13 protein-coding genes are annotated in these 11,971 nt (G+C 71.0%); 1 reads left to right on the top strand and 12 read right to left on the bottom strand.

The window, feature by feature from the left end; genetic code table 11:
• Window positions 1–5 precede the first annotated feature (5 nt).
• From I4I82_RS03090 to I4I82_RS03055, 8 genes are all read right to left on the bottom strand, one after another.
• A complete protein-coding gene (locus I4I82_RS03090; protein WP_218588791.1) occupies window positions 6–212 on the bottom strand; it encodes a hypothetical protein in 207 nt (68 codons plus the stop codon).
• Between the two features lie 25 nt (window positions 213–237).
• On the bottom strand, window positions 238–1,137 hold the full coding sequence (locus I4I82_RS03085) for a type II secretion system F family protein (RefSeq protein ID WP_218595185.1): 900 nt from the start codon (window positions 1,135–1,137) through the stop codon (window positions 238–240).
• Window positions 1,134–2,033: a type II secretion system F family protein gene (locus I4I82_RS03080; RefSeq protein WP_218595184.1), complete on the bottom strand. Its 900-nt coding sequence runs from the start codon at window positions 2,031–2,033 to the stop codon at window positions 1,134–1,136. Before I4I82_RS03080 ends, I4I82_RS03085 begins: the two co-directional genes overlap by 4 nt.
• A complete protein-coding gene (locus tag I4I82_RS03075; RefSeq protein WP_218595183.1) occupies window positions 2,024–3,154 on the bottom strand; it encodes a TadA family conjugal transfer-associated ATPase in 1,131 nt (376 codons plus the stop codon). The genes I4I82_RS03080 and I4I82_RS03075 overlap by 10 nt, the downstream gene beginning before the upstream one ends.
• A 257-nt stretch (window positions 3,155–3,411) precedes the next feature.
• On the bottom strand, window positions 3,412–4,212 hold the full coding sequence (locus I4I82_RS03070) for a CpaE/TadZ family protein (RefSeq protein ID WP_218595182.1): 801 nt from the start codon (window positions 4,210–4,212) through the stop codon (window positions 3,412–3,414).
• 3 nt (window positions 4,213–4,215) lie between these two features.
• The gene (locus I4I82_RS03065) at window positions 4,216–4,863 is read right to left on the bottom strand and encodes a hypothetical protein (protein WP_218595181.1); all 648 of its coding nucleotides are present in this window, start codon (window positions 4,861–4,863) and stop codon (window positions 4,216–4,218) included.
• A complete protein-coding gene (locus I4I82_RS03060) occupies window positions 4,860–5,678 on the bottom strand; it encodes a hypothetical protein (protein WP_226369846.1) in 819 nt (272 codons plus the stop codon). Before I4I82_RS03060 ends, I4I82_RS03065 begins: the two co-directional genes overlap by 4 nt.
• An 86-nt stretch (window positions 5,679–5,764) precedes the next feature.
• On the bottom strand, window positions 5,765–6,361 hold the full coding sequence (locus tag I4I82_RS03055; RefSeq protein ID WP_218595179.1) for a hypothetical protein: 597 nt from the start codon (window positions 6,359–6,361) through the stop codon (window positions 5,765–5,767).
• Between the two features lie 277 nt (window positions 6,362–6,638).
• Between I4I82_RS03055 and I4I82_RS03050 the strand changes: the two genes are divergently transcribed.
• Entirely contained in the window at window positions 6,639–7,193 is a 555-nt protein-coding gene (locus tag I4I82_RS03050; RefSeq protein ID WP_218595178.1) for a hypothetical protein, read from the top strand.
• A 7-nt stretch (window positions 7,194–7,200) separates the two neighbouring features.
• Here I4I82_RS03050 and I4I82_RS03045 read toward each other — a convergent pair whose 3' ends face one another.
• The 4 genes from I4I82_RS03045 to I4I82_RS03030 are packed head-to-tail and all read right to left on the bottom strand — an operon-like array spanning window position 7,201 to window position 11,921.
• Window positions 7,201–8,340, bottom strand: a complete 1,140-nt coding sequence (locus I4I82_RS03045) for a VldE C-terminal domain-containing protein (RefSeq protein WP_218595177.1) — start codon at window positions 8,338–8,340, stop codon at window positions 7,201–7,203.
• 4 nt (window positions 8,341–8,344) lie between these two features.
• On the bottom strand, window positions 8,345–8,863 hold the full coding sequence (locus I4I82_RS03040) for a DUF4913 domain-containing protein (RefSeq protein WP_218595176.1): 519 nt from the start codon (window positions 8,861–8,863) through the stop codon (window positions 8,345–8,347).
• The gene (locus I4I82_RS03035) at window positions 8,860–10,713 is read right to left on the bottom strand and encodes a type IV secretory system conjugative DNA transfer family protein (RefSeq protein ID WP_218595175.1); all 1,854 of its coding nucleotides are present in this window, start codon (window positions 10,711–10,713) and stop codon (window positions 8,860–8,862) included. The genes I4I82_RS03040 and I4I82_RS03035 overlap by 4 nt, the downstream gene beginning before the upstream one ends.
• A complete protein-coding gene (locus I4I82_RS03030) occupies window positions 10,710–11,921 on the bottom strand; it encodes a putative type IV secretion/conjugal transfer ATPase (protein ID WP_218595174.1) in 1,212 nt (403 codons plus the stop codon). The genes I4I82_RS03035 and I4I82_RS03030 overlap by 4 nt, the downstream gene beginning before the upstream one ends.
• Between the last annotated feature and the right edge of the window lie 50 nt (window positions 11,922–11,971).

Raw genomic sequence — 11,971 nt, 5'->3', positions numbered from 1 at the left:
CCGCATCATTCGCCGAGGGCGCCGAGCTTCTGAGCGATGAACGCCCCGACGCCGGCGGCGATCGCGCCCGCCACGATGGCGCCGCCGGAGATGTGGAAGCCCTCGTCGGTATTGCGTCCTCCGCCGCGCTCGTCGACCGGGCCCAGTCGGGCGCCCAGGCGTCCGATCACATCCATCACCAGCAGGGTCAGGGTCATACGGATCTTCTCCATCGGTTCCTCCTCTGATTCGATGTCGTCACGAGCTCAGCAGCGTGGCCGCAGCCGGGAACAGCACCCACGCCGCGATCAGGAAGACCTGGATCGCGCCGGGTGTGCTCATCTGGCCGGTCGCCCGGTTCGCGGCTGTGTGGGCGTCGGCGATTAGCTCGTCGTTGAGGCTCTCGGCCCGGGCGAGCAAGGTGTCGATCACGGCGCCGCCGTCGTGTCCCGCCGTCTCGGCGATCGTGCAGAGGTCTTCGAGCTCGCTGACGTCGATCTGGGTACCGAATCGACGCAGGCCCTCCCACGGCATCAGGCCGGCGCGTTCGGCCAGCTCGAGTTCACGGCCGATGCGACGCATCGGCTCGCTGTCGTCGAGCAGTTGGGGTGGGAGGCCGAGCGCGGTGGCGATGCCCGCCCCACCGCGGCGCAGCAGGCTCACCTGCTGGAGGTAGGCGACGAGGACGTACCGCAGCTCTTCTCGGACGTCGTCGGCCCGATCTCGGGTGCGGCGCCCGTAGCTCGTCCAGCCGACGACGGCGCCGACCACGCAGAACCCGGTCGGCACGACGACGGGAAGGCTCGCATTCAGCACCAGCAGAACAACGGCGAGCGCCGGTCCGATCCCTGCGTACGCCAGCGCGGTCCCGAGCCGTCCGATCAGGTGGCGGTCCCGGTCGAGCTGGAGGACCTCCAGATCACGTTCGCCGACCGACCCGGGCAGGCGCCGTGCAACGTCGACGAGGACGCGGAATACCGCCGCGCGCGTCCCGGGTGCTCCGCTTGCTTCGGTGGCTGGCAGGGGATGGCGTTCATCGAGCATCGCCAACGCGTCCGAGAGGACCGGATGCCATCTCGTCAGCCCGGCCAGGATGACCGCCAACCCTGCGCCGATGAGTGCGCCGGCACCGATAGTGGCCAGGAGCAGCGCGTTCATCGGCTCGCCCCGAACCACCTGGGAGCCGAAGATCCCACTGCGAGCCTGCGCATCCAGATCAGCAGCGCGAAGGTGCCGGCCAGCAGGGTGGCCATGATGAGCTGCCCGAGCGGGCTCCCGTACGGAGCAGCGAAACCGGGAACCAGGGCCAGCATCGCGAGCACCCCGCCCTGGATGAGGAGCAGCATCCGGATGGACTGGCGCGCTTCGGCGCGCTCCGCCTCGATGTCGCGACGGGCGCGCACGTCCCGGGACACGCCGTCGGCGAGTTGGCGCAGGACGCGAGCCACGCCGCTGCTCTGCTGGTGCAGCGCCAGTCCGAGCGCGGCCGCGACCGAGTCACCGACCGGGTCGTCGATGCCGTCGGCGAACTCCCGGACCGCGTCCAGCGGAGTGCCGTGCCCGGATCGGAGTCGTTCGGCCAGCTGCTGCACCGGGCCCGCTATCTGAGGCGGAGCGTGATCGGAGGTGAGGGTGATCGCTTGCGCGAGGCCGATCGCTCCGCCGCCTGTCAGCGTGTCGGCCATTCGGCGACACCACGTGGACAGCGCATCGATCTTGCTGATCTGGTCCTGCGCCGCGTGCGCCGAACCGAGCAACCACGGCGACCAGGCCCCGATGCCGGCCAATGCGGCCCCGGCGGCCGGCCAGCCAGTGATCATCCACACCAGCAGGCCCGCGACGATCCACCCGGCGATCCGCCAGCGGTGCTGCCTCCGCTCCGTTCCTGCCATGTGTGTTGCCCGCAGCAGTGTCCACAGCGAGTTCGGCCGACGGCGCACTCGCGACCCGGCTGCGGGAGGGTCGGGGTCTGGGCCGGCGATCATGACCGTCAAGCCGGCCACGACAAGCGCTCCGGATGCCGTCACCAGCCAGGTCATCGGACTCAGTTCCACGGCGTCCTCCTCGCGTGAACCGGCGACGTCCCGCGGTGCTCGCCGGTGAGAAACCCGATGTCGATGCCGGCTTCGTGGAAGGGCCACCGAATCTGCGGGGCCATCCGGAAGGCCGCGCGCGGATCGCCGGACTCCGGGTCCTCGGCGAAGATGCGGTTCATGGCGACCTTGCCGTTCTCGTTCACGTCGGTGACCTCGGCGATCTCGGCGACGAACCGGCGGCGTCCCTCGGATCCGGGATGCGCGGTGTGGCGCATGTGCACGACGTAGTCGATGCCCTGCGCCGCGAGGCGGGTCACGAAGGTGTCCGACCAGCCCTGGCCGGCCGCCTTGAGCGCGGCGGTGACAAGACGTTCGATGGCGTCGGCCGCGGACCCGGCATGCAGCGTGCACATCGACCCGGGCATCCCGGCGTTCATCGCCTCCAGCATCGGCAGCGCCTCGGCGCCACGGACCTCACCGACGATGACCCGGGTGACGGACATGCGAAGGGTCTGGTGCAGGAGTTCGGACAACGTGATCTCCCCGGCCCGTTGCCCGGTTGCGGCGTCGATCTCGGTGGATCCGGGACGGGTCTCCAACGCGACCAGCAACGGTGATGCGCCGGGTAGCCGGTGCAGGGCCAGTTCGTACTCGGTCTCCAGCGTGGCGATGCGTTCCCCGGCCGGGATCTCCTTCGCGAGCGCGCGCACCAACGTGGTCTTGCCACAGGCGGGTGCTCCGGTCACGAGCAGGCTGCACCGGGCTCCCACGAGCGCGGCCAGGAACCGTGCGGCGTGCTCGGTGAGCGTGCCGAGCCGGACCATGTCGGAGAGACCGACGTCGAGCAGGCGGTGACGGCGGATGGTCACGACCGGGTGCGGCACGACGTCGCGCATCGCTGCGAGTCGCGACCCGTCGGGCAGCTGGAGGTTCAGGCACGGCTGCGCCGGGGAGAACGCTCGTTCCGACGCGCCGTGGTGTGCCGCGATGAACTGCAACTGCTGGATGAGATCGTCGTCGGAATCCGCGATCGGTTCTGCGGCACGTCGCAGCGATCCGTCCGCCATGCGTAGCATCGGCCGGTCGGCGCCGACGATGTGGATGTCCTCGACGTCGTGGAGGTCGAGGAGCTGCTGCAACCGCCCGAGGCCCCAGACGGTGTTCTCCACCGCGCGCAGGACGGCGACCTCGGTGAACCGGTCGAGCTGCGGCTCCCCGTCGGTCATCCGTCGCCGCGACTCGACGGCCAGCTCGTCCTCGACCCAGGACCGCAGAAGCTCGCGCTGATCAGTGGCCTTGAGGCCGTCCCGGCGGGCATCGGAACCCAGACGGTGCAGCACCGCCGTCCGGATCGTGTTCACGAGTCGCCGGTCGGCGACGGCCGTCGCACTCTCCCTCATCGCAGCACCCTGCCGTTGAGCCCGGCGCCCGGCCGCGACGCTGCCGCGCCGCGGCATACCGTCGCTCGCTCGGCCAGCGCCCGGGCGAGTACACCGGCCGCGCGCTGCAGTCGGGACCGCTGAAAGCCACGGCCGGTGGGTGCTGCGTCGCTCCACACGCTCGCGGCCACCGGGTCATGCGGCAGCGTCCCGGCAACCTCGGTCTGGCAACCGCCGGCGATCTCCTCGGCGGTGTAGGGCATGTCGGGGCCGATGATCACCAGCGTGACCGGACCGTGCCCGTGGTTCGCCTCGCCGGCTGTCCCCAGCTCACGACGAATGAGCGGCAGCGTCCGCGCGGCGGCGCGCACGACCCGCAGCGACGAACCGGCAACCAGGACGACGAGGTCACTGCGGCGCAGCACCGCCGACACCGAATGGTCGAGAACGAATCGGCCGCAGTCGGCCAGGATGTCCGCCCCGGGCACATCGACTAAATGGCTCCCGACCAGGTCCCACGGGACGTTCGCCGCCTGGCCCGGGGCCCCGAAGCCGGCGAGCACCGGCGGGCTGTGCGGAGCAGGCCGAACGACGTGCCGGCCCATCGCCGCGTGCAGGCTCTCGTTGCGAGCCTCGACGAGCAGTTCGACGATCCCGTGCCGCGCGGGATGCTTGCCTCCGCCCAGCCCGGCCAGGATGTCGCCACCCTGCGGATCGAGGTCCACGGCGATCGCGGCGCGTGGCCATCGCGCGGCGAGCGCGAGCACCGAGGTGGTGACGCCCGGACTGCCCTTGGCGGAGAGGAAGGAGATCAGCATCGGTCACCGCCGCTCGACCAGGACGAGCACGGCTCGTCCCGCCTCGGCCAGTCGGGCAACGCGAGGTGCATCGACATCGGACACCAGGAGATCGACGGTCCGCCGGCTACCCACGTCGACCGGGCCGGTGCGCAGGACGCTCGCGTCGACCCCCGACCCGCTGCTCTCGCCGGCGTCGACGACCAGCACCTGATCCTGCGGTGTCAGCGGCGTGACCGGAACCTGGCCCGGCTCCACGGCCACTCCCACGATCGCCTGCCCCGGGCCCGGCAGACGATCCGCGGTCACGGCGTCGCGGGTCATGATCTGGCCGGGCAGCAGATCGGTCACCGCGTACCGGCCGACGATTTCGTCCGAGCGCTCCCATTCGACGAGGGCCAGCTCCGACCCGGTCGGCAGCAGGATCTGGCGCAGATCCTGCTCGGTGACCTGTTGGCCGAACGGGACGGTCCGGGCGATGCCGATCGCGGGCACGCGGTCCCCGATCTGCTGGAACACGACCACACTGCCCACCGCCCCCAGCACCATCATCAATGCGCCGATCGACAACCGTCGTGCCCGGCCTCGGCGCCGAATGTCCGTCGGCGTTCCGTTCGTGATCGGCGATCCGCTCGCTGCGGTGCTGCTACGCGTCGCGATCCCTGTTGTCACGATCCACCTCCGGAAACGAGAACCTGAATCTCGCCGACCGACACGCTGGTGTCGGCGGAAACCCGTACCGTCTGCTGCCCGGAGACCGGCGCGCCGCTGGAGATCCCGACCCAGCCGACCTGCCAGACCATCGTTGCCACGATCGGCCAGCGCCCCGATCCACCGGTCCGTTCGGGCAGCGACCGCAGCTCGTAGACATAGCCGCAGTCGGGCGATGGCCCGGCCTGACCCGTCCACGGCGTCCCGGGCCCCTCGCAGACCACCCTCTCGCCGGACGGACCCAACTCCCATTCCACCGACGCCAGGCGACCGGTGGCGGTGACCTCGGCGTTGCCGACGGCGGCCGTCGCGCTCCGGGGGCCGGTCAGGTCCTGGTCGCGCTCGATCCACAACCAGACCGGCACACCGACGAATCCGTTGTCACTGGTGGACAGCCTGATCACCGGGCCGCTCAGCTCCAGCTCGTTGATCGCGAGCTGGGCAGGGATCGCCGGATCGACTGCGAGCGGTGCCGGAGCGTCGGGGTCGCCCCCCTCGGCCAGCAGCGCCAGGAGCTCATCGGTGCGATCGGGACCCACCACGAACCCCGTCGGACCGCCGTTCTCGCCGATCAACGGTTGAAGCGACGGCCGGCGGGGAGCGGGCTCTTCAGGGACGTCTTGTTGCGTGGGACGCCCGCTCGGCGGGTTGCCTCGACTCGGGCCGACACCGCCGTTCTCGTCCTGATCCGGACCAGTGTCGTCGGCCTCGGCGGGCCCGCCCGGCCGTCCGGGGTCGATCGCCTCGACCAGGCATCGCCCGCTGCTCACCACCACCTCGCACGGCCGGGGTTGGGCGTAGGCGGCGCCGGCGGTGGCCAGCGGGAGCAGCGCTGTGGCCAGAGTCAGACAACCCGCTCGTCTCAACATGGCTGATCCAGTGAGGGCGCGGTCGTCTCGACGAGCCACGTGCCGGAGGCGTCGCGCACGACTTCGGCCCGGTACTGATAGCGCGGGGTCTGACTGGCCTGATCGTCGAGCACCGCGCCGTCCGCGTCGGCGACCAGCATCGACCCGCTGATGTCGATGCAGTCGAGCACTGAGACGCGATCGGGCTTCGGGGCGAGCACGGGATCGGGACGCGCGTCGTGGGTGATCGCTCCCTCGACATGCGCCGGGACGCTCGCGTAGTTCCGTACCTCGATGACGAGGTCGGTCAATGCCTGCCCACGGGCCACCATGCTCAACTCCGCCTCCCAGTCCTGCGCCGTCGGTGCTGCGAACGCCAGCTCGCTCACCCGCCAGAACTCCCCATATGCGGCAATTCCCGCGGCGGACGGTGCGATTTCGTGCGTGGACGTGACGGTCGGCATTTGCGGCTCCGGCGGTGCGGGAGCGGTTCCCGAGCATGCTGACAACAGCGACGCACCTGCCACGGCAGCCAGAGCGTGCTGCCGGGCGCGGGCGAGACGCCGACGCCGGGCCGGTGCGGCAGGCCGATCGTGCACGTAGCTGATCATCGCCATGACCGTTCCCCTTCCGTTCCCTGCCGTTCCCCGAGGCTGCTGTGCCGGTCCGGCCCGCGTCATAAGCTGACGGGGAACGGAGTACCAGGCGGCGTCGGCGGGCGAGGGCGAATCGCGACAGGTCCCCCGAATGGAGCACAGGAGGGAACGGCTTGACATCCCGACGCGCTTCCGCGAGCCGTGCCCGAGAAGTTGTCCACATCTGTGCAGACGGTCAACAACGACGGCGATGATTGTTGCGTCGGAGCGCTCAGGATCGGAACGTCAGCGCATGGCTCACCTCCGACTCGCGCTCGCCGCGCTCGCGTTCCTGGTTCTCGCGTCTGGCTGCGCCGGTCCGGCGGCGCAGCGGGATCTGGTGCGGACGCTGGCCGAGACGGGATGCGGCGGCGCGGCGGCGGTCGACTACCAGCAGGTGCGAAACCGCGTCGTCCTGTCGGTAAGCGTCGAGGAATGCGTCGCTGCGCATCCTCGGCGGACCGGCGAACTGGTGGGGCACGCGGAGGCAGTCCGAGCCATGGGACGGGCGATCTGGTCGACACCGACGTACCGGTTCGACTCGGTCATGGTGACCATGTATCGGACGGCTGATGAGCCGCGCCGAACCCGGCCGCGGTCTGTCCTCCTCGAGCGGGAGCAGCTGGCCGCAGACTTCGGTCCGCGGGACGCCGCGCTCGACACTCCGCGCCTGTTCGACGACGGCGGACGCGTTGCGTGGAGCTACCTTCCACCCCTCGCTGGGGTCGGCGGAGCACTGCTGCTCGCCGGGATGGTGAGTGCGATTCGTGCTGGCCGTGTCCTACCGATACTGATCATTCGTCGGTGATCAAGGGCTACAGCTCGAACGAGGCGTGGACGTGGTCGTAGTGCCCGCCCGTCGCGTCGTCGGCGTCGTAGATGCCGCCGCCGGTGTACGGGCGGCCCCAGCCGTCGGTGTCGGCGGAGTCGGGTGACCAGAAGCGGCCATGCCAGATCAGGTACTTCAGCTTGAGCGTGGCGGCGTGGGTGCGGAGCCAGGTGGCCAGGCGCCAGCCGTTCTGGAGTTCCTGGCCCTCCGGAAAGCCACCGGCGGTGTCGGGGAAGTAGTCGCAGGCTTGGCCGCGGGGGTGGTCGCTGTCGGGGTTCCAGGCGTGTTCGTCCCAGCAGCCCGCCGACCGAATCGGCGAATCGGGGCCAGGGGGGCCGAAGACGCGGACGATCTCGTCGTGGGCGTGTCGGGTGGCGGGGGTGAGGCAGCGGCCGCCGGTGGGGTCGTCGGCGGTGCACAGGACGCTGACGCCGTCGAAGGGTGTCGGTACGGGGAGGTCGTCCACGGACACCGGGCCCGGTTCGGCGCTGTACCGCGCGGCGAGGGTGTGGACCCGGTCGAGATAGTTCGCGATGAGGTCGGCGCAGGTGCGGTCGCATCCGGCCTCGCCCGCGGCGGGGACGCCGGTGGCTGAGTCGGTCACCCGGCTACAGCCGGCGATGTGGCAGACGAGCATCCCGTCCAGCGCGGACGTCGACTTGCCGGTGGCCAGCAGGTGCGTGGCGGCGGCCCTGAGGTTCGCGCATACGAACGGGATCGCGAGCTCCAGGTGCCGGCGGGCGTCGAGGACGTCGGCGTCGGCGGGTGGTGGTGAGGTCTCCCATGGCCTCCCGCCAGCGGTGGTCCAGTTGGCCTCGTTGAGCTGGTAGAGCCCCGCAGCGCCGCCGTTGCGGTCGCTGCTGTACGCGGTCGGGTCCCAGCTGCTCTCGGCTGTGATCTCGGCGATGACCCACAGTGGCGGCAGCTCCGGGCAGGTGGCCGTGGTGATGGCCGTGATGTGGGGGAGTAGCTCCCGGGCCAGGGGTGGGATCTTCGTCGCGTCGACGCCGCCGGTCGCTGTCTCGGCGGCGACGGCGGTGAGGCCGCCGAGCAGCGCGACGATGAGCACGATCGGTGCGGTGATCGCGGCGAGTCCAGCGGCCCCGGCCCCGGCGGCGCGGTTCACGTCGCTACCTGTCGGGCGACGCGGTCGGGAGCGTGGGCAGCGGAACGTGTTCGGTGAGCGTTCGGAAGCGCTCGTTGTGCGAGCAGTCGGCGAACGGGCCGAGCGGCGAGAGCAGCTCGCGCAGGCACGGGTCGAGATGGTCGCGGATCCACACCGACATCCCGACCCCTGCCTCGGGCGCGAGCTGCGTCCATGCGCGCCGCAATGCCTCGAAGCGGAACACCGCTTCCGGGTGCTCCCACCACAGCGGGCACCACTTGATCTCGCCGCGCAGGGGTCGGGCGATGACCGCGGCGACGTGCCGATGAACCCAGCCGATCAGCCTGTCGGCGTCGATCCCCGTGTCCTCATCGGGCAGGTCGTCCTGGGAGACGTCGTCGTCGTGCTCGGTAGTCGGCTCGGATCGACCGTTGATGACGCCGTCGAGGAGTTCGCTCTGGTGGGCGCGCCAGCCCTCGAGGACGCCGATGCGGGCCTGCAGCTCGATCAGCAGTCGGCTCGCCGTGGTCGGGTCGTCGGTCACGACGCCTCGCCTCCCCGGGTCGATGTCCCGGCGCTGGTCGTGAACGGGTTGTCCAGCCCGAGCGCTTCCTGTGCGGCGGCCCGGAGTTCGGCGAGGGCGACCGTTGAGTAGGTGCGGATGTCGACGGCGTCGTCTTCCTGGTACCAGGGCTGCAGCTCGCCCAGCCCGGCTCGCCGTCCGGTCGCGAGCAGCACGGCCTGGGAGCGGGGCAGGGCGCGCAGGACCGACACCGGCAGGACGGGTTCGCGGGTCGTCGAGTACTGCCGGCTGGGGCCGCGTGACCGGTCGTAGCTGGTGGACATCTTCTCGACATCGTGGTCACCGACGAGCCCGGAAAGTCGGCGCAGGAACTCGTGGTCATCGACGCCGGCTCCGACGAGCTTGACGGTGGCTGCGGACCAGAGCGCGTCCATGCCCTGGTTGCCCCAGACCCCGACGCCCTGCTGGTAGCTCTGCAGCATCGTGATCACCTGGATCCCCCGGGAGCCGAAGTGGCTGTAGAGCTGGGGGAGGGTCTTGATCGGGCAGATGTTCGCCGCCTCGTCGAGCACGGCGACGACGGGTGGGTCGAGCCGCCCGCCGCGGGCCTGCGCGGACAGCTCGGCGACCTCCAGGATGCGGTCGACGAGAGCGGCGACCACCGGTGCCGCGGTGCCGGCACCCTCCTTCGACAGCAGGTGCATTGTCACCGGCCCAATAGCGGCCTCGGCCAGCAGTAGCCAGGGGTCGAGTTCGAGGAAGCGCTGCGGGTCTCTGGGTGGTGTCCGCCAGGTCTCCGGTGGGGTGATCCAGCGCAGGATCCGCTCGGAGGTGAGGGCTTTGGTCGCCGTGCGGGCGGTCTGGAAGATGCCTTTGGTGGTGACGTCGGCGCCGGCCAGGCTCGCTTCCAGGTCGGCGGCTTCCAGCCCGGCGCCGGCGTTGTCCAGCGCGGTGATGGCGTCGCGGCGTCCGTACTGCAGCCAGAGCAGAACGTCGCGCAGGTTGCCGCCGGACAGCGCAGCGGCCAGCAGCGTCCCGACGAGGACCTGCTCGCCGGCTGCGTGGAAGAAGGGGTCGCGCCGGGTGCCGCCGATGGTGCCCATGAAGTGCTCGGCCAGCCGGCTGGCCGCCTCGTATCGGTGCGCGTCCGGTGCCTCGCGGACTGACCGAAGCGGGTCCCACCACCACCGCTGTTCGGCGTGCGCGATCTGCTGCGGGTCGAACGTCCACACGGCGCCGACCTGGCCTCGGAGGCCGGAGGTCAGCGCCCAGAGGTCGGCCTTGTTCGAGGTCGCGACGACCAGCCCGGGGGCCGAGAGCACCGCGGGGACCGCGATGGCGCTGGTTTTGTTGGACCGCGGCCCCATGATGACCAGCGCGACGTCCTCCCAGGACATCCACACGTCGCGTCCGGCGATGCGCACCATGCGGATGCCCCGCTCGGCCGCGGGCACGTCGCCACGCTGGTCGAGCGACGGGCGGAGGTGCCGCGCGCGCCGAGCCGACCCGCGGCCGCTGAGATCTCCGAGGTCGCGGCGGCGCAGCAGCGCACGGCGCGGGTCGCCGAGGCGCCCACCGCGGGTGGCCAGAACGACAACTCCGGCGACGGCAGCGAGCTCGACACCGACGAGAGCGGCCAGGGCCGTGACGAACGCGGTCGTCGACGCGGCGGGTGAGAGGACGACGTCGATGCCGTCACGGGCGACCCGCAGGGGCAGGTCGAACGACAGTGCGGGCACCGGCCCCGGACCCGCGGAGACCGCCGCGGCCACCCAGACGTCCAAGGCGGCGATCCCGGCGGACGCGATGGCGCCCAGGAGGAGCAGCGGCGCAGCGGCATCGCGCAGGATCGACGAGCTCGGGCTGCTCATGGCCGGTGCCCGGCCGGGGGAGCGGACGTGACGGGACGCCGGAAGGCGCCGTCGGTGTCGTAGAGCGACTGTTCGGTGGGGGTGAGGGTGAGCGCGACCGGCAGGCCCATCCGTTCACCAGACTTGATCAGATACTTGCCCCGGCCGGGGTGCAGGCGTCCCGAGTGCCAGGTCGGCGGGGCCGCCCAGGACGTGATGAGGGAGGCCTCCCCGTCGGTCAGCGAGGTGATGCGGCGCAGCCCGTCGAGTTCCTTGTCGGCCATACCGCCCAGCAGCAGGATCCCGTTACGGGAAGCCATGCCGCGGGCTTTGGCGCGGTCGGCCTCGGTGGGCAGGGCTTCCAGGTCGTCGAGGGAGTGGGTGACCTGGAACGACACGACGCCGCGGTGCCGGTTGAGCCGGGTGATCCGGTCGGAGCGCTCGACCAGACCGGGCGCGACCCGCAGGGCGCGCCACAGCTCGTCCTGGACCTGGACGACGTTGCGGCGCAGTCCGAGCGCGTGGGTGGCGTCGATGAGGCTCGCCGACCAGGCCCAGGAGCAGAGCATTGCCGCCGCGACGACTTCGTCGTCGTCGTCATCAAGCGCCGAGATGTCGAGCGACAATGCGACCGTGTGTGGGTCGGCGACGACGCTGGACGGGCGGTCGAAGATCCCCCGGATCGCGCCTTCACAGAGCAGGCCGAGTGTGTTCGTGAGCTCGCGGGTCGCGCGCCGGTAGTCGGCGTCGTCGCTGCTGGCCGCGATCCGTTGCAGCGGGCCGGCGCCTGTGGCCAGGACGTCGAGAACGTCGGGGATGACGGGCTCCGACCGGTCCCGGCCGTCGACTGCGGTGTCGAGGGCGGCACCGAGCAGTCGACGTTCGGTGACGTCGACGTCTCCCCGGCGGACGATGGTGATCAGCGCCTCGAGCAGCGATAGTCGTCGCGCCCTGATCGTTTCGTGGAGCCGTTCGCGTACGGCTCCGCTCGATCGGTCACGGGCGGCGGACAGTGGGCCGGCGTCGAGGGGGTTGAGCGCGTGCAGGCCTCGCCCGATGCGCCACACCGAGCCGCCCAGCGCGGTGATCAGTGGGGTGTACTCGCCCTTGATGTCTCCCGGGATGACGGCGGTCATGCCGTAGCCGACCAGTCCGGTGATCATGCGTTTGGTGATGGAGCTCTTGCCGATGCCCGGCTGGCCCTGGACCCAGACGCCGGTGTTGGACACCAGCCCCGTGCGTAGCCACTCGGCGGGATCGAGCCCGATCGGTTCCGCGG

This window comes from Pseudonocardia oceani, assembly GCF_019263585.2.
GTDB classification, from domain to species: Bacteria; Actinomycetota; Actinomycetes; order Mycobacteriales; family Pseudonocardiaceae; genus Pseudonocardia; species Pseudonocardia oceani.
Note: the sequence above shows the minus strand (reverse complement) of the source record. Positions and strands in the feature narration are given on the sequence as shown.

Excerpts from the sequence above, each read along its gene's own strand:
- I4I82_RS03090 (WP_218588791.1), bottom strand. The coding sequence starts at position 212 with ATGGAGAAGATCCGTATGACCCTGACCCTGCTGGTGATGGATGTGATC.
- I4I82_RS03085 (WP_218595185.1), bottom strand. The coding sequence starts at position 1,137 with ATGAACGCGCTGCTCCTGGCCACTATCGGTGCCGGCGCACTCATCGGC.
- I4I82_RS03070 (WP_218595182.1), bottom strand. The coding sequence starts at position 4,212 with ATGCTGATCTCCTTCCTCTCCGCCAAGGGCAGTCCGGGCGTCACCACC.
- I4I82_RS03055 (WP_218595179.1), bottom strand. The coding sequence starts at position 6,361 with ATGATCAGCTACGTGCACGATCGGCCTGCCGCACCGGCCCGGCGTCGG.
- I4I82_RS03050 (WP_218595178.1), top strand. The coding sequence starts at position 6,639 with ATGGCTCACCTCCGACTCGCGCTCGCCGCGCTCGCGTTCCTGGTTCTC.
- I4I82_RS03035 (WP_218595175.1), bottom strand. The coding sequence starts at position 10,713 with ATGAGCAGCCCGAGCTCGTCGATCCTGCGCGATGCCGCTGCGCCGCTG.